Annotated in this window: 23 protein-coding genes; 3 read left to right on the top strand and 20 right to left on the bottom strand. The window is 62.4% G+C overall.

Translation table 11 applies throughout. The annotated features are described in order from the left end of the window. Window positions 1-91 precede the first annotated feature (91 nt). From NCS67_RS29620 to NCS67_RS29610, 3 genes are all read right to left on the bottom strand, one after another. Complete coding sequence (locus NCS67_RS29620; protein WP_250437694.1) at window positions 92-1,996, bottom strand: TolB-like translocation protein; 1,905 nt, start codon at window positions 1,994-1,996, stop codon at window positions 92-94. A gap of 105 nt (window positions 1,997-2,101) precedes the next feature. Further along, window positions 2,102-3,088 carry a DODA-type extradiol aromatic ring-opening family dioxygenase gene (locus NCS67_RS29615; protein WP_250437693.1) on the bottom strand — a complete coding sequence of 329 codons (987 nt, stop codon included), beginning with the start codon at window positions 3,086-3,088 and terminating at the stop codon, window positions 2,102-2,104. 49 nt (window positions 3,089-3,137) lie between these two features. Beyond that, a complete protein-coding gene (locus tag NCS67_RS29610; RefSeq protein WP_250437692.1) occupies window positions 3,138-4,409 on the bottom strand; it encodes an MFS transporter in 1,272 nt (423 codons plus the stop codon). Window positions 4,410-4,850: 441 nt separating this feature from the next. Here NCS67_RS29610 and NCS67_RS29605 point away from each other — a divergent pair, with 441 nt between their 5' ends. Together NCS67_RS29605 and NCS67_RS29600 are read left to right on the top strand one after the other, a co-directional pair. After that, window positions 4,851-5,876, top strand: coding sequence for a porin (locus tag NCS67_RS29605; RefSeq protein ID WP_250503924.1), 1,026 nt, complete (start codon window positions 4,851-4,853; stop codon window positions 5,874-5,876). 131 nt (window positions 5,877-6,007) lie between these two features. Continuing rightward, complete coding sequence (locus NCS67_RS29600; protein ID WP_250437690.1) at window positions 6,008-6,274, top strand: DUF4148 domain-containing protein; 267 nt, start codon at window positions 6,008-6,010, stop codon at window positions 6,272-6,274. Window positions 6,275-6,328: 54 nt separating this feature from the next. On the opposite strand, the gene NCS67_RS29595 is transcribed toward NCS67_RS29600, so the two are convergent. The 16 genes from NCS67_RS29595 to NCS67_RS29520 all read right to left on the bottom strand — a co-directional run bounded on the left by NCS67_RS29595 (window position 6,329) and on the right by NCS67_RS29520 (window position 22,816). Continuing rightward, the gene (locus NCS67_RS29595; protein ID WP_250437689.1) at window positions 6,329-6,583 is read right to left on the bottom strand and encodes a DUF4148 domain-containing protein; all 255 of its coding nucleotides are present in this window, start codon (window positions 6,581-6,583) and stop codon (window positions 6,329-6,331) included. A gap of 121 nt (window positions 6,584-6,704) precedes the next feature. Beyond that, window positions 6,705-6,941: a hypothetical protein gene (locus NCS67_RS29590; protein WP_250437688.1), complete on the bottom strand. Its 237-nt coding sequence runs from the start codon at window positions 6,939-6,941 to the stop codon at window positions 6,705-6,707. Between the two features lie 164 nt (window positions 6,942-7,105). Continuing rightward, window positions 7,106-8,359 (bottom strand): MFS transporter, encoded by a 1,254-nt coding sequence (locus tag NCS67_RS29585; RefSeq protein WP_284504191.1) that lies wholly within the window; start codon window positions 8,357-8,359, stop codon window positions 7,106-7,108. Next, on the bottom strand, window positions 8,356-9,630 hold the full coding sequence (locus NCS67_RS29580) for an MFS transporter (protein WP_250437687.1): 1,275 nt from the start codon (window positions 9,628-9,630) through the stop codon (window positions 8,356-8,358). Before NCS67_RS29580 ends, NCS67_RS29585 begins: the two co-directional genes overlap by 4 nt. Before the next feature lie 17 nt (window positions 9,631-9,647). Next, window positions 9,648-10,541 (bottom strand): phosphate ABC transporter substrate-binding protein, encoded by an 894-nt coding sequence (locus tag NCS67_RS29575; protein WP_250437686.1) that lies wholly within the window; start codon window positions 10,539-10,541, stop codon window positions 9,648-9,650. 33 nt (window positions 10,542-10,574) lie between these two features. Further along, window positions 10,575-12,125 (bottom strand): acetolactate synthase large subunit, encoded by a 1,551-nt coding sequence (locus tag NCS67_RS29570; protein ID WP_250437685.1) that lies wholly within the window; start codon window positions 12,123-12,125, stop codon window positions 10,575-10,577. Continuing rightward, window positions 12,125-12,982: an HpcH/HpaI aldolase family protein gene (locus NCS67_RS29565; RefSeq protein WP_250437684.1), complete on the bottom strand. Its 858-nt coding sequence runs from the start codon at window positions 12,980-12,982 to the stop codon at window positions 12,125-12,127. Before NCS67_RS29565 ends, NCS67_RS29570 begins: the two co-directional genes overlap by 1 nt. A 21-nt stretch (window positions 12,983-13,003) precedes the next feature. Then, window positions 13,004-13,849 (bottom strand): amidohydrolase family protein, encoded by an 846-nt coding sequence (locus NCS67_RS29560; protein ID WP_250437683.1) that lies wholly within the window; start codon window positions 13,847-13,849, stop codon window positions 13,004-13,006. Further along, a complete protein-coding gene (locus NCS67_RS29555; protein ID WP_250437682.1) occupies window positions 13,849-14,874 on the bottom strand; it encodes an amidohydrolase family protein in 1,026 nt (341 codons plus the stop codon). Before NCS67_RS29555 ends, NCS67_RS29560 begins: the two co-directional genes overlap by 1 nt. A gap of 23 nt (window positions 14,875-14,897) precedes the next feature. After that, window positions 14,898-15,869 carry an ABC transporter substrate-binding protein gene (locus NCS67_RS29550; RefSeq protein WP_250437681.1) on the bottom strand — a complete coding sequence of 324 codons (972 nt, stop codon included), beginning with the start codon at window positions 15,867-15,869 and terminating at the stop codon, window positions 14,898-14,900. Between the two features lie 186 nt (window positions 15,870-16,055). Further along, window positions 16,056-16,997: a LysR substrate-binding domain-containing protein gene (locus NCS67_RS29545; RefSeq protein ID WP_250437680.1), complete on the bottom strand. Its 942-nt coding sequence runs from the start codon at window positions 16,995-16,997 to the stop codon at window positions 16,056-16,058. Window positions 16,998-17,045: 48 nt separating this feature from the next. Further along, window positions 17,046-17,576 carry a carboxymuconolactone decarboxylase family protein gene (locus NCS67_RS29540; RefSeq protein ID WP_250437679.1) on the bottom strand — a complete coding sequence of 177 codons (531 nt, stop codon included), beginning with the start codon at window positions 17,574-17,576 and terminating at the stop codon, window positions 17,046-17,048. Between the two features lie 23 nt (window positions 17,577-17,599). Continuing rightward, window positions 17,600-19,633: a tripartite tricarboxylate transporter permease gene (locus NCS67_RS29535; protein WP_250437678.1), complete on the bottom strand. Its 2,034-nt coding sequence runs from the start codon at window positions 19,631-19,633 to the stop codon at window positions 17,600-17,602. Between the two features lie 74 nt (window positions 19,634-19,707). After that, complete coding sequence (locus tag NCS67_RS29530) at window positions 19,708-20,562, bottom strand: amidohydrolase family protein (protein ID WP_250437677.1); 855 nt, start codon at window positions 20,560-20,562, stop codon at window positions 19,708-19,710. A 41-nt stretch (window positions 20,563-20,603) separates the two neighbouring features. Continuing rightward, window positions 20,604-21,644 (bottom strand): Bug family tripartite tricarboxylate transporter substrate binding protein, encoded by a 1,041-nt coding sequence (locus NCS67_RS29525; RefSeq protein WP_250437676.1) that lies wholly within the window; start codon window positions 21,642-21,644, stop codon window positions 20,604-20,606. 212 nt (window positions 21,645-21,856) lie between these two features. Then, window positions 21,857-22,816, bottom strand: a complete 960-nt coding sequence (locus NCS67_RS29520; RefSeq protein ID WP_250437675.1) for a LysR substrate-binding domain-containing protein — start codon at window positions 22,814-22,816, stop codon at window positions 21,857-21,859. Window positions 22,817-23,037: 221 nt separating this feature from the next. Here NCS67_RS29520 and NCS67_RS29515 point away from each other — a divergent pair, with 221 nt between their 5' ends. Beyond that, window positions 23,038-24,054, top strand: a complete 1,017-nt coding sequence (locus NCS67_RS29515; protein ID WP_250437674.1) for an ABC transporter substrate-binding protein — start codon at window positions 23,038-23,040, stop codon at window positions 24,052-24,054. A 51-nt stretch (window positions 24,055-24,105) separates the two neighbouring features. Here the strand turns inward: NCS67_RS29515 and NCS67_RS29510 are convergent, their stop codons facing one another. Next, window positions 24,106-25,245: a porin gene (locus NCS67_RS29510; RefSeq protein WP_250437673.1), complete on the bottom strand. Its 1,140-nt coding sequence runs from the start codon at window positions 25,243-25,245 to the stop codon at window positions 24,106-24,108. Window positions 25,246-25,430: the final 185 nt, after the last annotated feature.

The raw sequence follows: 25,430 nt of genomic DNA, 5'->3' as shown, positions 1-25,430 counted from the left end.
CCGCGCGCGTGAATTTCCCTAAGGCGATGCCCAAGAAAAAAAGCGTCGTGCACAGCCACGACGCCTTCCTTTAACCACGCGAATTCGTGCTTCAGTGATTCGGCACGTACAGCGGCATCGCTTCTTCCCAGAGCGTGTCGGTAATGGCGTGCGGGTTGCTGCCGTCCGCGTCCATCACCCAGTTTTGCCCGTCGGGCTGAAAGCTGTTGTCGTACAGCGCGAGCTCGTCGCGAAAGCCATAGGTACCCGAGCTATAAGCGATGCGCCCGTCGTAGGTCCACACGGCGTGACCCTGATTCGAGCCGTCCGATGTAAGGCGCTCGAGATGCGTGCCATCAGGATGGATCGTGAACACGTCGTAGTTGAACTTGTTCGGATCGTCCGCGTTCACCTGCTTGCGCGTGAAGACGATTCTCGTGCCGTCCGGCGACCATCCCGGCAAATTGTCCTGACCACTGGTCAGCACCGTAGTCGTGTGCGTGTCCAGATCGAGAATGCGCAGGCCTTGCAGCGTCGTGTTAGACACGCGATAAACGATCTTCTTTCCATCTGGCGAATAGCTCGGAAAGCCAGCATTCATCGCGCCGTCCGAGAGAATCTCCGGATGTCCGTTCATGCTGCCATCGACCTTGATACGCGCAATGCGCCCCGGCCCCGCGCCGCGTGTGAAAAACCAGTCGCCGATGCCGAATGCAACCCACTGTCGATCCGGCGACCAGGTCGGCTGGAACGCGCCGGCCAGTCCCTTCTTGATCATGTCGGGATCGAGACCGCTCGTCTGCGAATCATAGATGCGGCGATAACCGGTGAAGTCCGTATTGATGACCGCAATCGATGAACCGATCGCCTTCTCCGTGTACACGAGCTGCTTGCGATCCAGCGAGAGTTGCGGAAACACGTCGATATATTTGTAGTTCCACGCGCGATCGAAGCTGAACATCGGCGTGCCGTTCGGATGCGCGGGGCGGAATGTCACCTTCTCGTAGACCATCTTCCTGCCGTCAGCCGAATATTGCGGCGAGCGAATGCCCGAGTTGGACGTCGAGCGGAACGCGCCCGCCGTTGTGTAGATGCCTTCGGTGTCGCCGCCCTTGACGTGATACGCGATATTTGTGGCATCGAGATAATGCGGAAACACCTTGAAACCGGGCGTCGAGGTCAGCGAGGTTCTGGAAAGATCACTCAGCGCGACCGATACGATCTGCGAACTGACCGCGTTGATGCCTTCCGGCCGGTGCGCGCCCCACGTCGATTCGACCGGCGTCTCATAGAACACGACACGCGTGCCGTCCGGTGACCAAGACGGCGAACCGTCGTCGAAGCCGGAATGACTCGCGATCTTCTTCCATCCCGAACCATCGGGCCGAATGACGTAGATGCTGCTCTCCTGCGTGCGCTCCCAACCGACCGGCAGATTATGGCCGCGCCATTCCGAGCCGATATCCGACGACAGCGCCAGCCACTTGCCATCCGGCGACCACGAAGGCCGGAAGTAGCTGTGCGGCTTCGACGCATCGAAAGCAATGGCGCCCGTGACGTTCGTGAGCGCGCCGGTCGCGATGTTCAGCGTCCACACGTTCGTCGTGCCGAAGCCCGCCTCGCCCTTGCGTGACGAGACGAACGCGATCACATCGGGGGCGGTGGGAGAGAACTGCGCGGCATCGTCCACGGCGACGTGATCCGTGAGCCGCTGCAAACCCGTTCCGTCGATTTTCACGCGATACAGATTCGATTCGCCCAGTCCGTCGCGCTCGGACGTGAACACGATCCACTGCCCGTCCTTCGAGAACGACGCGTGGTAATCGAACCCCGGCGTTGGCAAGAGCTTGTGCTCGTCGGTCCCGTCCGCATTGGCGATGTACAACTCGGACGTGACGGGTCCCACGCGGTTCAGCAGCATGGTGCCGCTCGCACCGTTCATATCGTCCGATGCCGCGTTCGCGACACCCTGACTCGCTACGCATGCGCCGACGACGAGTCCCGCCACGCGCTTCATGAAACACATCCTCGAATACAAAGCATGTCTCCAGTCGTTATAAGCAGGCCAGGGTCGGCATGCCGCTTTGCGTCCCTGGCGTGATGTCGTGTCGACGAAGACCGCTCACTCGGCGGCCTTCCAGTACATGAAGCCCATGCCTTCGCCGGTGCCGGCGGGCGTGCGCCAGCACGGCACATAGTCCACCAGGGTCATTTGCGCCCGGGTTTCCTGCACGGCCTTCATCACGCTCACATAGAGCTTGATTTCCGATGTGCCGGACTGATACGAGCGGTCGTCCACCGCGGCCAGGCCGTCATAGTCGTAATCGGCCAGCATCTTCATGATGCGATGATCGAACTCCTCGTCATTCACGAAGTGCGACAGCCCGCCGGACGCGAAGATGCCCACGCGCACGTCTTCGGGCCACGCGGTGACGGCGTCGCGCAGGATGCGGCCGAACTCGATACAGCGCGACATCGACGGCTGCGTCGGCGGATAGAAGCAGTTCATGATGACCGGCACATGCGGCGGCGGCGCATCGCCCATGATCTGGTGATAGACGAAGCTGTACGCATGCGGCACCACGGGATACTCGGGCAGCGGCTTCATCCACACGTTGTCGGGCCACGCAAAGAGATCGGTCAGGTCGAAGTTCTCGCGCTGAAAATATTCGATGAGGTAAGTCGCCAGCTCCGGATGGCAGTCGTGCACCACATGACGATCCGGCGCATACACGGCGCGCTGCGGCGGACCGTTGTGCACTTGCGCGCCGCTGTAGATGGCGATCGACGGCGATAAGTGGGTGAAGATCTCTTTCTGATCCTTGCCCAGAATAATGGCCACGTCGATTTCCGCCTCTCGGTAAGCGGCGGCCATCTTGTCGAGCGCTGCGCGGCAGCGTTGAGCGCGCGCCGTGCGTTCCTCGATAGTCAGGAACTTCTCGAACGCTGCCTCGCGATGCGCTTCAAGTTCGGGATAGGTCCAGGTCCGGTTGCGAAACCACAGTTCCTTGTTGTTGCGGTCGCGCTCGCCGTTGATGAGCCAGTCCTCCGGAGCCTGACCCAGCATGCCGCTGTGCGGCACCGCCATTCCGAATACGATCTTCGCCATGTTTGGTGTTTCTCTTTTGAATGTGATGAGTGCAACGATGTCCAGGCATTCAGGCGCGTCGCAGCGTGCCTTGCTGTTCGGTGACTTTCGGCGCCCATTCAGGGCGATAGAGCACGATGGTGGCCATCGCACCCACCACCAGAAAGCCGAGAATGACCATCATCGGCAGGTCGTAACTTCCGCTCACGTGCAGCAGCCAGCCGGACAGACTCGCGGCCACGCCGCCCGCGAGACTCGTCGCGACCTGCTGCACTCCGGTCACGAGCCCGATGGCCTGCTTCGGAATCAGCGTGAGACGCGACAGCACGAGATTGTTCGCGGTGACGAGACCAAGCAGCGAGAGCGACAGCACGTTCCAGAACAACGCCATCTCGAGCGAGTTCGCATAAACGCCGAGCAGCACCGTGCAGCCGCCCGCGAAGCCCGTCACGGTGAAGGCCTTGCGCACGAGGATCGGATCGCGGCCGCTTGCGATCACACGATCCGCCGCCCACCCTGCTAGAGCCGCGACGATCGCGATGCCCGCAAAGCTGAAGAACGTGAAGAGTCCCGAGCGCGAGATCGACAGGTTCCGCTGTTCGACCAGATACGCGGGCATCCATGTCATGCAGTAGAACGTGAAATAGCCGTAGCAGAAGTTGGTGATCATGCCGCCCCACACGACCGGACTCGTCATGATGTTGCCGAGGCTCACCGAGCGCGCGCGCTGATCCGAGATCGCGATCTGCTCCTTCGAAGGAAAGTCGCTGCGCACCATCGTGAGCCAGGGCACGAGCCAGAACAGCCCGACCAGGCCGGTGACGACGAACATCGTCTGCCATGAGTAATGCACGATGAACCACGCGCCTACGGGTGCGCCTAGCGCGGGGCCGAACTTGTTGCCCATCGCGAGAATGCCGACGGCGAGACCGTTCTGGCTTTCGTCGAAGTTGTTTCGAATCCAGCGGTAACTGGCTGGAATCACGATCGCTTCCGCCATGCCGATAATGAGCCGCATGACGACGAGACTCGCAAGCGCGGTCACCGCCCCCATAAAGGCCGTCGCGATACACCACAACGCGAAACTGATCGCATAGGGCCACTTCACGCCGTAGCGGTCCGCGACCCAGCCCATCGGTATCTGAAACACGCCGTAAGACCAGAAGAACGCCGCGTTGATCCAGCCGCGATCCACGTCGTTCAGCGCGAAATGCCGAATGAAATCCGCATCCGCCAGCGTGGCCGAAATGCTCGTACGATCGACGAAGGAAATCAGTACGCCGAGCGCGAGCAGCGCAAGCACTGCCCAGCGCCGCGTCACTCCGGGTTTGCTTGTCTCCATATGCCCTTTCTCTTATGTTCGATTGAATCTTCCGGATGGAAGCAAGAATAGGCCAAGGCGTCGCCCGAGTCCCTACACAAAACTGAGTTTCGATGGCACTTTTCTTCAGGGCCGGTGCGAGAAGACGCGATCCCTTAACAAACAGGCCATAAACGGACTTAAATCCCGGCGAACCTTACTTTTGTACAGGGACGCATCGTTCGCAATCCTCTATTCTGCATTCGATTCCTGCCGCGAGAGCCGATACCGCCTCGCGCCGTCGACCGTCTATAAAGGCTCGCGTCCTTTAGCGTGAGCTCGCCTCGCCTGGCGCGCAACGCACGCACATCGCCTCGATCGGCCGCTAAGCCATAACACGCGCGGCTTCTCGTCGCGCCTGGTGCGAACGTTCGCGTCGCGGTCACCGCGCATCGACATTCAATAATTAAAACCGGAGACACCATGAAAAAGCGGATTCTTTTGCCCCTGGCGCTTTGCGTTTCAAGCGCATTCGATAATGCTCAAGCGCAATCGTCCTTGACGCTTTATGGCATCGTCGATAACGGCATCGAATTTCAGAACGGCGGTCAGGGATCGGTCGGCCGTGCGGTATCGAGCGGACTCTTCGCCACCGTCTATGGCTTGAGAGGCAGCGAAGACATCGGCGGCGGATATCGTGTCAATTTCCAGCTCGAACAGGGCTTCTCCGGCGTGACGGGCGCAGCGACCGATCCGACCGCCGCATGGAACCGCCTTGCGTGGGTCGGCATGAGCGGACCGTTCGGCGAGTTGCGCATCGGCCGTCAGAAGAAGCCCGAATATCTTTTTCTGAACGGCGAAATCGATCCGACTGCCGTGAAAAGTATTGCATCGCCGATCAACAACTTTCAGGATGTGACCGTGCGCGCAAGCAACGCGATCGCCTATTTTGCGCCCACGATTTACGGCTTGAGCGCGCAAGCCATGATCTCCTTGCGCGACCAGACGATGAAGCCAAGCAATGGCCTGCACTTCTATAACGTGGTCGCGCGCTATGTGAACGGTCCGGTTCGCCTGTCCGCGGGATATGAATCGCAAGGCAATCCCACCGGCAGTTCGGTGCAGAAGGTATGGCGCGCGGCGGCGGGATATCGCGCGGGAAATCTGCGCATGTATCTCGCGTATCAGTCGGAACGGCAGACGGACAATAGCGAAGAACGCGACATTTACGAAGCCTCCATGTCTTATCTGCTCGATCCATTCAATCTGCTTTCGGTCATGTACGGCTATGCCCATGATCGCGCCGGACAGGGAAAAGACGCACAGCAGATCGGTCTCACCTACGAGTACTTCCTTTCGAAAGCGACGAGTCTCTACGCGGCCGCCGGTTTGATCGATAACCACGGTCAAGCAAATTACACGCTCGACGGCACGCAATACAGCGGCATCCCGACCGCGCCCGGTGCGTATGCGCGAGGCATCGTGTTGGGGATGACGCACAAGTTTTAGTGAATGGTTCGGGCTTGACCAAATGCTCAAGCCTCAGGCCTTTTAATTCAATAGACTCAGTATTTACCCTTAGTGTGTAATTCGTCTCATCGCTGCTGCAACACGCGGCAGACACATGTCAAAGGGTAAATATGAACGCCTCGATCGCCACCATCATCGCCGCCGTTTTCCTGCTTCCCGCACTGGCGTCCGCTCAATCGAGCGACCCAGTCACACGCGAGCACGTCCGCGCGGAACTCGCGCGGCTTGAAAGGGCTGGCTACAATCCACTGAGTAACTGCACGGGCGACTGTCCCGGCAGCCTGCGACGCGCCGAAGCCGTCATCATGCGCGAGCAGGCCGCGGCCAGCACGGCTTATGGTTCCGGGTCGAGCGGGACGGCGCAATCGGGAAGATGAACCAACCGGCTGTGCCGTCCTGTCACGCGGCTATCTGACTATATCGCCGGACTGCTAGGGCGTTCTGTTACGGCCGGCTTCGTCGGCCCGGCCCTTCATCGCCTTGCGCGCAGCGACGCGGAATTCGGCAGCCTGTATTTCACCGTCAGGGAAATCCGCCCAGGCGGTCGGGCTGTAGCCCGCATTTTCAGCGCGGACGAGATCGGCGCGAACCTGTGCGCGAGTCAAGGACTGGTCGCCTGTCTGCGCAAAGGAAAGAACGGGAATGGCAAGGACCAACCCTGAAACAGCTTTGACGAGCGGTTTCATGCAACACCTCCCAGGCTTGCCTGGCGACACTGCATCGCGGGATGCGTGAAGTTCGCTCAAACAGTCTAGCAGGGTTAGCAATTGAGGGTTGACACTTAGCTCCCGCCGCTTGCGTGCGCTTTCAGGTCGGAACAGGGTTCATCGCAAGCGAGGGAGACGTCGGCGGATAGACGCACCACGAGCCATCGTCGTGGCAAAAAAACACGATAGCGAAGGCTTCGGACGCAACCATGATCTCGATGCGCACCGCACGCCAGGGCATGGCCCTCGAACGTGCCGCGCGACTGATTCGAATGTTTCCGGCTCGCCCCAACCAGTCGTGCATCAGGAACCGAAGCGATTTTCTCTGTTCGCTCATGACTGTTTCTCGCTCGGATCGACGAAACCGTAGATCTCATTCAGGACACTCAGCCGCGCACCGATGCCGGCACGCTCGATGTATCGCACCACCCTTGAAAAGCAGGCTCTCATGGCCACCACTTCACGCTCGTCATCCTGACCCGGAAAGAACGCGCTGCCGGATCAATGCAGCGCGTCGCGCTTCGCGAGCGGCTTGAAAAGGCGGCTCCAGGCGACGCTGATCAGAACCGTCGCGAAGCCGCCCGCCACGACCGAGCCAACGACGCCCAGCGCCGTCGCACTCACGCCCGACTCGAATTCGCCGAGCTGATTGCTCGCCCCGATGAACAGCGTGTTGACCGCCGCCACGCGCCCCCGCATGTGATCGGGCGTTTCGAGCTGAATCAAGGTCTGCCTGACGATGACGCTGATCGTATCCGCCCCGCCCGACACCGCGAGCAAGAGCAGCGATAACGGAAACCATCGCGAGAGGCCGAATGCCGCGATCGACACGCCATACACCGCCACCGCAATCAGCAGCTTCTTGCCGACACCGCTGACGATCGCGCGTCGTGAAAGCACGAGTCCGATGCACAATGCGCCCATGGCGGGTGCAGAGCGCAGCAAGCCCAGGCCTTGCGGTCCGACGTGCAAAATCTGCTTCGCGTAGACGGGAAGCAGCGCGGTCGCGCCGCCGAACAGCACCGAGAAGAGATCGAGCGAGATCGCGCCCAGCAACAGCGGACTGCCCCAGATGAAGCGCAAGCCCGCGAGGATCGTGTCCGCCGTGACAGGTTCGCGCGAGGGCGGCGTGTAGTCGTAGCGAACGAATGAGTACATTACGGCGCTGATGCAGAACAGCAGCGCGCTCGTCAGATATACGGTGCCGACGCTGACCGCGAACAGCACCCCACCCAGCGCCGGCCCGGCGATCACCGAGATTTGCTGGACCACCGTGCCGAGCGCCATCGAACGCGCAAGCAGGCGCGGCGGAACGAGCATCGGCAGGAGCGCCTGCTGCCCCGCCATCTGGAACGGCCTGATTGCGCCGAGCACGAGCGAGAGCGTCAGCAGCACGTCGCGCGTTACGCTGTGCGTCGCGGTGGAGACGATCAGAAGCGTCGCCACGACCGCCTGCAACGCCAGGCACGCGGCAACCATCCGTCCCCGATGCAGCCGGTCGGCGCAATGCCCCGCGATGAGCGTCGTGGCGAGACCGGGAACGAACTGGAACAGACCGACGAGGCCGAGATCCCAGGCGCTCGATGTCAGGTCATACATGTGCCAGCTGATCGCGAGCATCAGCATTTGCTGCGCGCTGATCGAGCCGACCCGCGCGATCAGGAAGCGCACGAGCGACGCGTGACGCAGCAGGGACGTCACATCGTCCGGATGATTCTGCGTGGACGGCGATGAAGACGGATGCGACGGAGTCATGACACGTCACGCATGGGAGCATTGACCTTTGGCGCCCACTTCCTTCGGAGCAGCACAACGGTACTGGCGGCCCCAAGCAGCAGGAACACGAAGATGGCGAGCATCGGCAAGGTATAGCTGTGCCCGACATGAAGCAGCCAGCCCGACAGGCTCGCCGATACGCCGCCCGCGAGACTCGTCGCCACTTGCTGCAGGCCGGTATTCAGTCCGACCGCCTGCTTGGGAACCAGCGTGAGTTTGACGAGCGCCAGATTGTTTGCCGTCACGAGGCCGAGCAGGGAAAGCGACACGACGTTCCACAGCAAGGCCATCTGCGGCGAACGGGCATACGCGCCGAGCAACACGGTCGTCCCGCCGACGAATCCGGCGACGATGAACGACTTGCGCACGATCACGGCATCGAATCCGCGTGCGATCATCCGGTCAGCAGCCCATCCCGCGAGGGCGGCCACGACCGCGATCCCGACGAAGCTGAAGAACACATATAGGCCCGATTCACCGAGCGACAGGCCGCGTTGCTCGACGAGATAAGCTGGCATCCACGTCATGCAGTAGAACGCAAAATAGCTGTAGCAAAAGTTGGTGACCAGCCCGCCCCACACGACCGGACTCGACAGCAGGTTCGAGAGCGGCACCGACGCTGCCCGCTTCCTGGCGACGGCGAGTTGCGCGCGCGAAGGAAAGTCGTTCTCGAGCATCAGCAGCCACGGCGCCAGCCAGATCAACCCGACGAGTCCCGTGATCATGAACATCGCTTTCCATGAGCCCGTCGAGATCAGCCACGCCGCAATCGGCGCGCCGAGCGCCGGCCCCATCTTTCCGCCGATGGAAAAGATGCCCAGCGCCGTGCCCTTTCGCGTTTCGTCGAAATGATCGGCGAGATAGCGATAGGTCGCCGGAACCACCACGGCTTCCGCGACACCGATCATCAGACGCACGATGATGAGCGCCCACAATGTCGTCACGGCGCCCGTCGCAGCGGCGGCGAGGCACCAGAGCAGGAAGCAGATCGCATACGGCCACTTCACGCCGTAGCGATCGACCAGCCAGCCCATCGGCAACTGAAAGAGGCCATACGCCCAGAACATCGCGGAGCCGAGCCATCCGCGCTGCACGTGCGTCAGCGCGAATTCCTGCACGAAATGACGGTCGGCGAACGCCGCGGACATGCTGGTGCGATCCACGTGCGAGATCATGAGCCCCAGCGCGAGCAGCACGAGGATGGCCCAGCGGTTCGCTGTCCGCGCGCGTTCGACCCGGGTGATGTCCACATTGCGCTCCGAGGTCCTTAACCGAGGGAACCGGTCACATCGTCGAACAACTCGTCGACCGACAGACGACGCGGAATGATCTTCTGATCGAGCGCCCAGTCGACGGCCAGTTGCAGGCCCTTGCGATTCGCTTCCAGGCCGAGCGGCGGGAACACGGCGGGAACGCTGTCCGCGCTCGCGCGGCTTTCCACGACCATGCGATACAGCTCGCGCACGATATCCGGCCGTTCTTTCGAGAGCTTCTCGTGGACCACGAACATGTGGTTGATCGGCACGACGCCGGTGCGAGCGAACCAGTCTCTCGCGGCAGCCTGCGGGTCGGGCACGAGCGTGCGCACGCGTTCGTCCTTCGGCATGTCTTCTCCGAGCAAGGCGGCCGTGAGCTCTCCGTCGAGCATCATCTGCGGAATAGACGAACCCGCCGGCAAACGCTGGCAATTCTGCGGATCGCTGTATTCGGCGAGATGGCCGTCGCCGAGCGTCATCCACGTGACCTTGTCCAGATCGACGCCGTATTCGTGCCGCAGGATGCCGCGAATCCACAACGCGGTGGTTTGCGTGTAGGTGCGCACGCCGACCTTCCTGCCTTCGATATCCTTCGGATCGAGATGGCCGAAGTCGATGTTGTATCCGGCGCAGTGATGCTGGAAACGTCCCGAGATCGGCGCGGGCAGCAGCACATAGGGCTTGCCGTAGGCCTTCGCCTGGAGGAACGTGACGATCGCCAGTTCACCCGCGTCGAACCTGCTCTCGCGTACCATCGCCTTAAAGCCGTTGTGCGCGGGCGTCGGTCCGCAGAATTCGAGGTTCACGAGATCAGACTTAACCTGACCATTGCGCATGGCCTTCGTCACCGCGTATTCCGCGAGATTGACGCGCAACGTCGGCGCTTCGGTTTGCGTGGTTGTCATGCTGTGTGCTCCTGTTGCTGGTGTCGTTGGATGTCAGAGCCGTACTTCGATCAGGCTCGGCCCGGCTTCGCGCGCCGAATCGACCAGCGCCTTGTAGAAGCCTTCCGCCTTCTCGACGGCCACTGCCGGCACGCCCATGCTCTTCGCCATCGCCAGCCAGTCGATGCGCGGCTTGTCGATATCGATCATCGACAACGCGCGCTCTCCCGGCGCGCCCGCGCCCATGTTGGCGTATTCGGCCTTGAGGATTGCGTAGCTGTTGTTGGCGAAGATGATCGTGGTGACGTTCAGTCCTTCGCGTGCCTGCGTCCAGAGCGACTGGATGGTGTACATCGCACTGCCGTCGCCGACCATGCAGACGACGCGTCGCTCGGGACACGCCAGCGCCGCGCCGGTGGCCACGGGCGTCGCATAACCGATCGAGCCGCCCAGGTTGTTGATGAGATCGTGCGGCCGCGCGCCCATGGTCAGGCTCATGGATTCGCGACCCGTCGTCAGCGACTCGTCCACGACGATGCAGTGCTCCGGCAAGCCGGCCGCGAGCACATGCGCGATGCTCGCCGGATTCAGCGCACCCACAGGCACCGGCGTTTTGATGCGCGCCTGAAGAAGCGGCGCGGTGGCGGCCGCGCCGAGCGCCTGCAACAGCATGTCGAAGGCGAGTTCGCTGTCTTCGTCCGCCTCGACGAGCGGATGCACGAGCGTGCCTTCCGCCTTGAGCAGGCTCGGCTTGTCCGGATACGCGAAGAACGCGACGGGCTCGCGCGTCTCAACCGTGATGATGTGCTTGTAGTCCTTCAGAAACGCCTGGGCCTGCGCGACCGCATACGGAATGCGCGCGAGCGGCACACGTCCCGCGCCGCGCTCGATGCGCGCCGTGAAGAACTGCGAGCCGAGCACGGCGCCTGTCGCGGCCGCGACGCGTCCCGCCTTCTCCAGCGCCACGCCGCGCGTGGACTTGTTCGCGAGAATGATCAGCGCGGGCTCACCCGAGCGCAGCACGCGCGCCACATGTTCGATGCGCTCGGCGCTCGGCGCGCGGCGCGCCTCGCCGCGGTTCGGCGGCAACCCGGGTGCTGCATCGACGGGTTGCCACGAGGTATCGCCGGGAAGAATGAGCGTGGCGATCTGGCCCGGATGCCCGCTCGCCCTGGCCACGGCCTGCGCCGCGTCCCAGGCGATCGTGTTCGACGATTCCGCGCGCCGCACCCAATGACTCAGCGGGCGCGCGAGACCTTCGATATCCGAGGTCAGCGGTGGATCGTACTTGAGATGCGACACCGAATGTTCACCGACGACATTGACCATCCCCGACGAAGCACGCTTCGCGTTATGGATGTTCGCGAGGCCGTTCGCCAGGCCAGGGCCCAGGTGCAGCAAGGTCGACGCGGGCTTGTCCTTCATGCGATACCAGCCATCGGCGGCGCCGGTGGCCACGCCTTCGAACAGGCACAGCACGCTGCGCATCGCCGGATTGCCGCCGAGCGCAGCGAGGAAATGCATCTCCGAGGTGCCCGGATTGGCGAAACAGATATCGACGCCCTGCTCCACCAGCGTCGCCACGAGACTTTCGGCGCCGTTCATCAGTAACCCGCCAGTTCGCGTGCGAGACCGACCACGCCATACGTGCGCGCGGGTGCCGACATCAGGAAGCGATAGCCCTCTTCCTGCAAGCGGCGATGATTCTTCGCGGTCACATGCGGATTGCCGACGACCACATTGTGCTTGCGGCACGTCTCGACGATCTGCCCCATCGCCGCGAGCACTTCCGGATGCTCGTACTGACGCGGGAACCCCAGCTCCTGACTCAAATCGCCTTCGCCGATCAGAATGAAACCGATGCCCGGCACGTTGGCGAGGATGTCGTCGAGATTGTCGATCGCCTGGGTGCTCTCGCACATCAGCCCGACGAGGAGCTCGCCCTGCGGCGCGAGCGGCCAGACATCGGCGCGTTCGTAGTACTCGGCCATCGACAGGCCCCAGTAGCGCGCGGCGTTGGCGGGACCGTCGCCGCGCAGGCCCTTTGGCTCATAGAGCGGCGCGTTCTTCGGCCGCGCATAGCGGCAGGAAGCTACGGCGTTGTAGGCCTGCTCGACCGTCGACACGTGCGGCCAGATCACGCCGTACGCGCCGCGATCGAGCACCTGCTTCGCGAAGCTCTGGTTCATCTCCGCGCCATTGGCGGGGATGCGCGCAAGCGGCGTCACCTTCGGCGCAACCGAACCGGACTCCGCAATCTGCTTGCGGCTGAGCATGTACTGCAACGCGTCGCCGAGCGCGGACACGTCGTACGGGTTGTGCTCCATTTCGAAGACGATGCCGTCATAAGGCGCATCGCTCATTTCGATGGCAGTCTGCTTGTCGAGTTTCGCGAAGGCGGCATGCGCGGGCTTGCCGGATTCGAAAGCACGGATGATGCTGTTCAGGCGGGTGTTTGACATGATGCGTTCTCGTTCAGGTTGTCAGCTCAGCGCCGGATAGAGCTTCTGTGCGGTCTTGCCGAAGACCCATGCGCGGTCTTCGTCGCTCAGGCATGCAAGCCCCTGTTGGGCGGTGGCGAGAATCTCGTTGAGCGTGCCGGTCGATGTCGGGAAATTCGATCCCCATGCGAGCCGTTGCGCGCCGAATGCCTCGACCACACGCGGGAAGAAGGTCTCGGCGCTCGCCTTTTCCTTCTTCACGTCGCCGAAGATGCGCGGCGTGAGCTTCATGTAGACGTTCGGCAGGTCACGCAACGCGAAGAGTCCGGCTGCGTTCGCGTATGGTGGCCCGTCGAGCACGTCCGGACGCGCGAGGTGATCGAGGATGATGTTCACGTTCGGAAACTTTTCCGCCAGCATGCGCACTTGCGGCAGGCCGACCGATCCGGTCTGGATGCACATCGGGAGCTTCAGCTCCGCGAGCATTTCCCACGCCCTGAACGACCTGGGGTTGTCCAGTTCGCTCGGATCGAAATCCTTGGTCGATCCGCCCGTGAAGATGCGCAAGCCCGCCAGTCCCTGGTCGGCCCAGTTCCTGATGACGGTCTGCACGTCATCGGCGAGCATATCGACCGAACCCACGGCGATGAGCCGGTCCTTGTACTGATTGCAGCCGTCCACCACATAGCTGTTATCGAAGCCGTAAGTCGTCGACGAATGCACGACGGCCGCCTTCGCGACGCCTGCTTCGTCCATCGCTTCGATCAAGGCCTCGACCGTGTTCGGGCGTTCCTGCGACCAGTCCGAACGCTTGCCGAACAGCGGCGCGGGCGGATAGCGCTTCTCGTCGTCCGAGATGATGTGCGGATGAATGTCGATGATGTTCATTACAGTCCTTTCGCCTTGAGGTGCTTGTCCAGACGCGGATAGACGCGTCGCGCGTTGCCCTCGAAGATCGCGTGCCGGTCCGCATCGCTCAACGCTTCGCATGCGTCGATATAGCGCTTGGTATCGTCGAAATACTGGCCGGTATTCGGATCGCGTCCGCGCACCGCGCCGATCATTTCGGAACCGAACAGCACGTTGCTCGTCGGCACCACCTTGGTCAGCAACTCGACGCCCGGATGGTGATAGACGCACGTATCGAAGAAGATGTTGTTCAGCAGACCTTCGAGCGGACGCTTGGCCATCTCGAGCGACATGCCGCGATAACGCCCCCAGTGGTAAGGCACCGCGCCGCCGCCATGCGGAATCACGAGGCGCAGCGTCGGGAAGTCCCTGAACAGATCCCCTTGCAGGAGCTGCATGAACACCGACGTGTCCGCGTTGAGATAGTGCGCGCCGGTGCCGTGATGACACGGATTGCACGATGCGGCGACGTGGATCATCGCGGGGACATCCAGATCGCACAGCGCCTCATAGAGCGGATACCACTCGCGATCCGTCATGGGCTTGCCGGTCCAGTAACCGCCGCTTGGGTCCGGATTCAGATTGCAGCCGACGAATCCCATTTCCTCGACGCAGCGGCGCAGTTCGGGCAACGAGTTCTTCGGCGGCGCGAGCGGCGACTGCGGCAACTGGCAAACCGGCACGAAGTTGTCCGGATACAGATCGCAGACGCGTCGCACGAGATTGTTCGACACTTCGGCCCATTCCAGGCTCGTGCGCTCGTTGCCGAGGTGATGGCTCATGAGACCCGCGATCGGCGAAAACAGCGTGAGGTCGCCGCCGCGTTCCTGTTGCAGACGCAACTGACCGTTGCCGACGCCTTCTCGAATGTCGTCATCGGAAACGTGCGCGCCGAACAGCGGGGGCGCATTGGCGGGATCGTCGGCGGCCGCGATCTGCCTGGCGCGCCAGTCGCGGAACGAAGCGGGAACGGTCGTGAAGTGACCGTGGCAATCGATGATCATGTTCTTGTGCTTTCCGTGCAGGTTCAGACGCGGGGATCGACGAACAGCTCATCCATGGACATGCGACGCGGCGTCAGGCCTTGCTTGAAGGCGGTCGCTTCGAGCGCTTCGATTGTCTTGCGGTTTTCTTCGATACCGTAGGGCAGCGGGTCGTTGCCGACGATCTTCTGCAGCTCGATGTACTTCTTGTTCTTCTTGTCGTTCAGTTCGCCTGCGTTGAGCTTGGCGAGCCACTCCTTCTTCGCCTTGTCGAACGCGTCGTAGATCGACTTCGCGACCCACGGGTGTTCCGCAAGCACCGAGTCCTTGACCACGATGGTGCCGTGCATCGGGTACACGCCGGTGCGGGCGTAGTACTCGGATTCGAGTTCTTCCGCGTTCGGGAACAGGTCCGGATAATCCGCTTCCACTTCCTTCCAGCCGCCCGTCGGGTCGCCGGTGCGGCCAATGCCCGCATTGCCGTGGAAACCTGCGACGAGTTCGCCCTTCGCCATCATGTCTGCGAGCGAGGTGCCCTTGGGCGCATGAATGACGTTCGGCGGCAGCTCGAGTTGCGTGACGTGCTCCTCGTCATCGACGACCCAGGTCACCTTAGAAGGATCGAGGTCGAATTCGTCGATCAGCACCTGGCGCGTCCATGCGCCCGTCGTCACCGAATACGCGCGCACGCCGACCTTCTTGCCTTCAAGATCCTTGGGCGTCTTGATGCCCGCGTCCGGCCGCACGAGCAGCCCGGAATGATGGAAGCGGCGCACGACGAAGATCGGCAACGCGACGAAGGGCGCGCCATAAGCACGCGCGATGATGTACGTGGTCGGCGCCAGTTCGCATACGTCGAACTCGACATCGCGGACCATGCGCCGGAACGCGCCGATTTGCGGCTGAACGGTGATGAATTCCGCGTCGACGCCCTCGATGGGAATCGAACCGTTGCGGATGGCGGAAGTGTGCGGATGTTCGGCGATGGCGAGCTTGAGATGGACCTTCTTTGTCACTTGAGTCTCCATGGAGGAATATCGTGTTGTTGACGACATGATCTTTTGAGAAGCCCGACGCCGTCTATTGAATAAAGCGGCGTGACGCTTAACCGTTTGGTAAAGGTGCTGCCTCACACGATATGGATGCCTAATTAATGCACGCAAATCAAGATACACGTCGTGTGATCGATGCTTTCCAAAGACTTACGAGTTGCCGCTCTGCAATTGCTGCGCGGCTTCTTCCAGGCAGGCGATCATGAGCTGCGCGCTCGGCGTCAACCCGCGATTCCGGTTCCACAGCACGCCTGCCGGCCTGAGCAAGCGCGGCAAGGTCAAGGGAAGCGCATGCAGGGGCTGCGCGTCGTCGTTGGCCGGCGTGCCGACCATGACAGCGATGAAATCCGAGATCTGTAGATGCGCGCGCGTCACGTGGACCGACAGCGTCTCGATGTAGTTGTTCGTCAGCGGTACATCGTGCGCCCTGAGCGTGCGTTCCAGCGAATCGCGTAGAATCGAGCCTTGCGGCGGCAGGATCCACGGATACGGATGAAGATCCGACCAGTTGAGGTTCTTGCGCCGCGCCAGCGGATGATGCCGCCCGGTCATCAACGTGATGGGTTCTTCGAGCAGCGCTTTTTCCTCGAAGCTGCCGAGCGTGTCCGGCGCAGGCAGCCGGCCGACGATCAGATCGAGCCGCCCTTGCCAGAGTTCGGGAAGCAATGCGCCGCGCGTGCCTTCGACCACCCTGACGTTCGTTCCCGGCGACTTGACCTTCAGCAGGTTGAGCGCCTGAGGCAGCAGCGCGGACGCCGAAGCGGGCAACATGCCGATATGCACCTTGCCTTCCGTGCCCGAACTCAGCGCCTTCATTTCATCGCGCGCCTGATGGAGTATGGTCAGCATTTCCCGCGCGTGACGGATGAGACACTCGCCGTGCGGCGTCGGCACGAGCCCTTGCGCCGTGCGCGAAAACAAGGTGAGCCCGAGCCCGCGCTCCAGCTCGGCCAGCGACTTGGACACCGCCGGCATCGTGACGTGCGTGACTTCCGCCACCTGCGTCAGATTCCGGTAGGTATCGATGGTCACGATCAGGCGCAGATGCCGCGCCTTCAGGTTCACCTGCAAATAGCCGTCAAGCCCCGTCACGTTGAATCTCCCACTGCCTTGACGCATCGGATTGCGCAGGCATGGCGCTCAGTCCTTCGGTTCGAGCGCATGCAAGGTCATGCCGAGCGAGATCGAGGTGAAATAGCCTATCGTCACGAGCAGCTCCGCGATGACCGCCCGGCCCAGCCCGGCATCGTACCCGGCGAAGCGCGCATCGTCGATGGAGCCACCCGCGAGAATGTCGCTCACTGCGTGGCACACGAGGCCGAAGCGCCCATGTTCGCCCGCGGGTCGGCGTTTGTCCAGAATCGCGCTGACGACCGCATCGGGCACGCCCGCCTTCAGCGCATGCCGCCGATGATTGGCGATCACATACGGGGCGTTCCAGAACACCGCCGTCGCGAGAATGGCGACTTCGGTTTCCGCTTCGCTGAGCACGGGCGAACGGTCCACATGCGTGCCGATGATTTCCATGCCCTCGGCCAGACGCGGGTTATGCAGCCAGATGTTGAACGGCGTCGGAATGCGCCCCCGCCCCGCCCCCAGTTGCGCGATGACCCGCTTCTGTTCGTCCGTAGCCTGCTCCGCGTCGATACGCGCCAGCCGGTCCTGCGCCATGCGAGTCTCCTTTGAATGAAGAGTCAATTTCCGCCCAGACCCGGCAGCCATCGTCCGAGGAAGCTGTCCGGCCAGGGAATATGAAGAATCCGGTCGAAGACGAAATAGAGGAACGCGGTTACGCACACGGCGAGGATCAGACTGAGCTTCCACGATTCGCGCCCCTCGACGCGCATGTACGCCACCATCATCAGCGGCACGGTCGGAAGCATGCCGATCACCGACATGCACGCCAGGAAGGCGACAAACCAGCCGAGAAAGCGCGCGGCGCGCGACAGCACAGTTACCGTGGCGAGCTTTTCATCGTGATCGCCCGATACATCCATATGAACGCCGCTGCTGGCGCGCGCCGCGCCGTTCGCCGGAATCACGAAGACCTTGTACGCGAGGCTGACGGTTCCCGCGAATACCAGAATGCTCGCCACAACCGTCGGCCCGATGCGCGCCATCAGCAGCCAGTCTTGCGAACTCAGCAGCATGTAGAGCCCGATGCCGATGAAGAACACATACACGAGATCCTCGCGCTTCAGGACGATCGATCCACTCGGCTTGAACTGTGCGACTCCGCCGCTGCGCAGCGCGCTGAAAAGCGGCTTGAAGAAGACCAGCGCGGCAAGACTCAGGAGGACGACGACGACCGGCCGCGACAGCCAGTCCGTGCCGTAGCGCACGAAGGAAATCGACATGTAGCGTTCCATCAGCACGCCCAGCACGAGGCCGAGAATCAGCGGCGGACGCGCCCATCTGAGCCGCTTCATGGTCCATCCGATCACGCCGGCGATAAGCAGCACGAAGAGGTCTCCCCAGCTTCGCGAACCCTGGAACGCGCCGACATAGATGACCGGCATGATCACCGGCAGAATGAGCGTGTAGCGCAGCGTCGAGACCTTGGCGAACTGGCCGCTCAGGAGAAAGCACAGGCCCGCGCCGAAGATGTTGGCGAGCGCGATCGACCAGACCATCGAATAGGTGAAGTCGAGATGGCGCGTGAGCATGTCGGGGCCGGGAATGAAGCCGTGCACCATCATTGCGCCGAGCAGGATGGCCTGGGCCGCGCCGCCGGGCACGCCGAACGAAAGCATCGGCACGAGACTGCCGCCTTCCCGCGCATTGTTCGCCGCCTCGGGCGCGATCACGCCGCGCACGTCGCCCTTGGTGAAGGTTTCCCTCGCGCCTCTGGCGGTCTGCAACGCGTGGCCGTATGCGATCCAGTCCGTCACCGCGCCGGTGATGCCCGGCACCGCGCCGAGGATCGCGCCTAGACCGCCGCAGCGCAGCACGAGAAACCAGTTGCGGAAACTGTCGATGACGCCCTGACGCATGCCCTGCCTTGATGTGAATTGCACGTTCTCGGCAATGGCCGCGCGCCGGATCGCCAGCTCGCACAGTTCAGGCAACGCGAAGATGCCGAGGATGATCGGCACCAGCGGAATGCCGTCCTGAAGGTAAAGAATATCGCCGGTCCAGCGCATCTGTCCGGTCGCGACATTGGTGCCTATCATGCCGACCAGAATGCCGAAGCATGCCGCCACGACGCCACGCAGCGGCGCGTTGCCCGACAGCGCCGACACCATCGACACGCCGAACACGGTGAGCGACAACATCTCCGGCGTGCCGATCGACAGCACGAAGGGGCGCACCAGCGGCAGCGACACGGCAAGAATGACCGCGCCGATCAGCCCGCCCATCAGCGACGACATATAGCAGGCGCTCAATGCACGAGATGCTTCTCCGCGCCGGGTCATCGGCAGGCCGTCGAGCACCGTGGCCTGCGACGCCGCGTGGCCAGGAACCCCGAAGAGCACGGCGGGAATCACGTCCGAGGTGGTGATGACGGACGCCATGCCGAGCAGCATCGCGAACGCGGCGTACGGGTCCATCGTGTACGTGAAGGGCACGAGCAGCGCAAAGCCCGTCAGCCCGCCGATGCCGGGCAGCAAGCCGATTGCGAGCCCGACCGTCACGCCGAACACCAGAAAGATGATCCGGTTGAACTGCAGGAGCGTCGATAGCGCGTGTCCCGCCGCCATCAACGTTGCATCGTTGAAGAACTCCATGTCTCATCCTGATGGAATGGCGAGCTTCGTCGGCTCACCTGTATTGATGTCGCAGCCAAGCGCAGGTGCGATGCTCAGCCGGCCAGCATCGGATAGAGCTTCTTTGCGGTCCCTCCCCATACCCATGCGCGTTCCTCGTCGCTCAGCGCCGCGAAGCACGCATTGCCTTGCTCTACGAGCGTTTTCAGCGGTCCTGCCGAAGCCGGATAATTCGAGCCGAACGCCAGATGATCCGCGCCGAACACTTCCACGAGCTTCGCGAAGAACGGTTCCGCGCCGCCGGGCGCCGCCTGCGCGAGATCGAACGTGCGCGGCGTGATCTTCATGTAGACGTTGTCGTATTTCGCGAGCCAGAACAGCGCGGCGCAGTTCGCATATGGCGGGCCTTGTTCCAGATTCGGGCGGCCGCAGTGATCGAGCACGATCTTCACGTTGGGAAAGCGCTCGGCCAGTTCCGCCACCATCGACAAACCGTCGGGCGTGGTCTGGACGGCCATCGTCATGCCGAGTTCGGCGCAGCGTTGCCAGACCGGGAACGTCGCGGGATTGACGAGCCAGCTTCCGTCGCCTTGATGCGTGGCGCCGCCGGTGAAAAGCCGGATGCCGCCCATACCGCGCGCGAGCCAGTAGTCGAAGGCCGTCAGCGCGTCGGGGGCCATCACGTCGAAGGAATAGACGCCCGTGAAGCGGTCCGGATACCGCGCCACGCTGTCGGCGACATACGAATTGTTGCTGCCGTAGGTCGTCGACGAATGCACAATCGCGGCTTTCGACACGCCGGCTTCATCCATCTCGGCGTTCAGTTGCTCGAAGGTGACGGGACGCGTCGCCGACCACGTGGAGCGGTGCCCGTGCTGAGGCGCGATCGGATAGCGTTCCGTATCGGTCGAAATGATATGCGGATGAATGTCGATGATTTCGGGCGTCATGTGAATGGTCCGTTTGATGTTGATGTGCCTTCGGGCCGTGGTCAGTGTGCGCTGAAGATGAGCTTGCGGGCATCTTCGAGTTGCGCTTCGGGCGTCGCATACAGCCGGGCGACGATCTGCTCCACCGTGTCGCCCTTGATCGGATCGATCGGATAACCCGCCTGCTTCATGGCGTCGATGAAATCCGGATCGGCGATGGTCTGCGCAAACGCTTCGCGCAGCGCGTCGAGACGGTCTTGCGGTACGTCCTTCGGCACGGCGATGGGACGGCCCGCCTGAAACGGCAGAATGAAGAGATTGAACAGCGCCTTCACGTCGGGCCGCGTGATGTAGGAAGACAGGTTCGGCACATTGGCGAACGCCGCGGGACTGGTCCAGCCCAGATGCAGCAGCACCTTCATCTTGCCGGTCTTGAGCAGCCGCACCGGTTCGCCCTGTTGCAGACCGTCGATGGTGGACGCCCAGCCATCGACCTCACCCCGCTGCATGGCGAGATACACTTCGCCGCGGCCCGTATAGCCGGGCACGATGCTCATCTTCGCGCCCAGGTATTCGTCGAGCAGCGCCGGCAGCGTGCGATCCTCGTTGGCGAAGCCGGTCGCGCCGACATACATCTTCTTCTTGCTGAGATCGTCGGCGGTGGTCACGCCGGATCGCGTCATGGATACCAGGCAGTATTCGACCTTGTTGAGGCTGCCGAGCCATCGCACCTTGCGCGGATCGAAGCGGTTCTGCCGTTCGTCGAGCAGCGGAATGTAGAGATTGTTACGCTGCAGGAATCCGATCACGGTGCCGTCGCTTTGCTGCCGCGATTGCAGCGAGGCCGCCGCGACCATGCCGCCCGCGCCCACCACGTTCATCACGATGGCCTTGGGATGTCCCGGAACGTACTTCACGAAGAAGCGGGAGAACTGACGCGCGATGATGTCTGTCGGCGTGCCGGCGTCCGCGCTGACCACGAGCGTCAACGCCTTGCCGCGATAGAAATCTTCCACGGATTGACGGGATGCCGGGGCCGCGAATGCGGTCGCCGCGAAGCCGAACAGGGCTGCACAAGCGCCTAGCGCGCTCTTGTAGTTCATGATCTTGCTGTCTCCGTGTAGATGCGCGGAACCGCCGCAGCCTTTACCGGAAACGCTTCGTGACCGGTGGCAGTTCGAGTCGCCGCTCGTTATCAGGTGAGCGCGAGTCAATTGTGCCAGCGGGTTTCATACGGTGGTTTGAGAAAAACAGCCGTCGAGTTGAGTGAATGGTTAAGGTGCGCGCGCGCTCTGCGTCGCGCCCGGGCGCGAACTCAGCGGGCCGCGCGCGCTTCTTCCGAGAGACGCCGCGCCGTATCTTCGAGGCAGGAAAGCATGAGTTGCGCGCTCGGCGTGAGGGCGCGCGCGCGGTTCCACAGCACGCCGGCGGGCCGCAAGAGCCGCGGCAGGGTCAGCGGCAGCGTATGGAGCGGCTGGGGATGCGCGGCGTTGCGCGCGGAGGAATCCGCCATTACCGCGATGCAGTCGGAGACCTGCAAATGGGCGCGGATCACGTGCAGCGACACGGTCTCGATGTAGTTGTTCGTCAGCGGCACGTCGTGCACTTCCAGTGCGCGTTCGAGCGGATCGCGCAGGATCGAACCGATGGGCGGAAGGATCCACGGATACGGACGCAAATCCGTCCATTGCAGCGACTTTTTGCGCGCAAGCGGGTGATGCCGCCCGGTCACGAGCATGACCGGTTCCTCGAGCAGTTCCTTTTCGTCGAAGCTGCCGAGCGTATCGGGAGGCGGCAGGCGGCCGACCACGAGATCGAGATGACCTTGCCACAGGTCCGGCAGGAGCGTCGCGGCGGAGCCTTCGACGATCTTCACATTGGTGCCGGGCGAGCGCTCCTTGAGCAGTTTCAGCGCCTGCGTCAGCAGAATGGACGCGGACACCGGCAGGACGCCGATTTCAATCTTGCCCTCGGTGCCCGCGCTCAGCGCCTTCAATTCGTCGCGCGCCTGATGCAGAACGTGAAGCATGGCGTGCGCGTGGCGCGTCAGACATTCCCCGTAGGGCGTGGGTACGAGGCCCTGCCCGGTACGCGTAAAAAGCGAGAGACCGAGCCCGCGTTCGAGTTCCGCCAGCGACTTCGACACCGCAGGCAAGGTGACGTGCGTGACTTCCGCCACCTGACTCAGATTGCGGTACGTATCGATCGTCACGAGCAGCCGCAGGTGCCGCGCCTTGAGGTTGATCTGCAGATACCAGTCGATTTCCGCCGACACGTCACACTCCTCTTCCGGTATGAGCGAATGGTTAAGTCGTCGGACATTTTACTCAATCGACCGGGGGCGTACGCGTTGGCACAATTCGACCGTGCATGCCGTAGCATGGCGCGCGCCGCTCGTCACGCGCTAATGCAGGCTGGCAAGCGTGTATTTCCAGGTATTTCGCAAAGGGCTTCACTCAACTCAGCCGGTTCGACCGGCGTTCGGAGACAAGCGCAATGACGTACGACTCGACGCGCCGCCGCTTCCTGCGCAAGGCAGGCGCCATGGGAATGGGGTTGGCGGCAGGCGGCCTCGCCGCGCCTTTTATCGCCAGGGCCGCTTCCACTGACATTCGCATCGTCAGCAATCCGGGACCGGAAAACGCCACGCTGAACGCCTTGATGGATGAACTCGGTTACTTCAAGACTTACGGCGTCGATGCGCGGATCATCCAGGTGCCGGGCACGAGCGGACCGTTCGATGCCATCACGCGCGGGGCCGCCGACGTGTGCATGGTCTCCGGTTACAACCTCGTACTCACGCGCATCGAACAGGGTGCGCCCGTGAAGATCGTCGGGGCCGGCATGAAGAAGTGCGCGCTGACGCTCTTCGCGAGACCCGGAGGCCCGGCGACGCTCGACGATCTGCGCGGAAAGACCGTTGCGGTCGGCCCGAAGCTCGGCCTGCTGCATACGCTCATGCTGCAACTGATGGCGGAAAAAGGCATCGACGCTTCGCTGATCGAATTCATCGATCATGGCAGCAACGACCAATGTTTCGATGCGGTGGCAAGCGGCGCCGCCGATGCCTGCTGCTCCAGCATCTCGCATCTCAACGACGATGCAGGCCTGCATGTCATCGACGGAGGCAACCTGTGGCAGGCATTACCGCGCTGCGTGTTCCAGACGGCTTATGCATCGAATGATGCGCTTGCAGGCAAGCACGAAGGATTGGTTTCGGTGATGGCGGCCTACGGCGCGCTCTACGAATTTCTGATGTCGCCCGCATCGCACGACGCCTTTTTCGATGCACGCAAGCGCGCCCAGAAGCGCTTCGACGCTGCATCGGCGCAGGCGATCTGGGAGTTCAATCAGACGCAGCGGCCCTATTCGCGGGATCTTTCGCTGAGCGAGCGCGAGGTCGCGTACTTGCAGGACATGGATATCGGCGTGGGAAGCCTGAAGCGGAAACAGGCGTTTGGCGCAGTGGCCGATATGTCGGCCGCGAGGGCCGCCGCGACAACCGCTGCCTGAACCACTGGACGAAACCGCAACGGAGAAACCGAAGCTTCTCCGATTTCTGTCTTAGAACGTATGCCGGATGCCCGCGATCACGGATATCTGCGATCCACCGGCGGGAGGTGTCGGCACCGGAGACAGCGTGGTCGCCGCAAGCGCCAGCGTGCCTGAGTTGTTGATATGCTCGCCCGTCACATACAGAAGCGTGCGCTTGGAAAGGAGGTATTCGCCGCGCAGCACTTCGATCACCGCCTTGTTGGGCGAATGCTCGTATTTGAGTTGCGCCAGCATCCCGTCGATATGGAAGAACGGCGTCACCGGAACCGTCCCTGTCACCCATACGAGATTGCTTCTCGGCGTGGCGATACCTTCGTTCACGCGCCTGATCCATCCCACGCCAAACTTCGCCTTCGCGATCATGAAGTATCCGCCCAACGTGAAGCGGCTATCCGTGAGATCGGGCGAGGTCAGGCCGCCCCACGTCGCGGAGGTGCCGCCATAGTTGCGCTCGTATGACGTCGCCAGGCCCCAGACGTGGCCTTCGTACTTGAGCAACGCCGAATACTCCCGGCACTGATTCGACGGAGAGGTCTGCCCCGGACAGTTGGTCGCGACATTGCTGTTGCCGTTGACGGCATCGCGGCCGAAGCTGTAGTTGACGCCGCCTTCGAAGTCGCCGAGAAAATAGCGATAACTCACGGCGTTGTCGGCGCGCGCATTGGCGATGCCGTTGTCGAGCGTCGTCAGACCTTGCGCGCCGGTTCCGAACGGATTGATGAACGAGATGCCGAAGAAGCGCATCGTGTACTGGCGGCCGAATGTCAGGCGGCCATATTTCCCGTCGAGACCCACATACGACTGCCGGCCGAAGATGCGCCCACCCTGTCTCGATGCGCCGGTCGTCGGGCTGAAGCCGCCCTGCAGGTCGAAAATCGCCTTGACTCCGCCACCCAGATCCTCGCTGCCCCGGACGCCGAAGTAAGAGGTGGCGGTGCCATCTCCTGTACGCCATCCGTTCGCGGTCTGGTTCTTCCCAGTGGCGACGTTGTTGACGAATTCGACACCCTGATCGATCAAGCCGTACATCGTCACCGAGCTGGCGCCGACGGGTTTCGGCGGCGGTGCGTCCTCCTCCTCGTCTTGCGCCCATGCGGAAGAGGCGCTCAGAAGTGCGGCGCAGACGCATAGCGCGGTCCGGTATTTCATTTGTCTGTGTCTCCGTCATGTTGCTCACTGAGCCGGTGAAGCGGTGTCGGGACGGCCGCGCCTGTGAGCTTTTCTTTGATGTGTTCCGGCGATGATCAAATTCTGCCAGCGGGATGTCATCTCCAAGTTGAAAAAAACAGCGTCAAGATTGAGCAAATGGTTAATGCGGCCGCGCAGGGGAGAGG

The sequence above is a fragment of the Caballeronia sp. ATUFL_F2_KS9A genome, assembly GCF_023630765.1.
Taxonomy (GTDB): Bacteria; Pseudomonadota; Gammaproteobacteria; order Burkholderiales; family Burkholderiaceae; genus Caballeronia; species Caballeronia zhejiangensis.
This window is presented reverse-complemented; position numbering and strand designations above follow the sequence as displayed.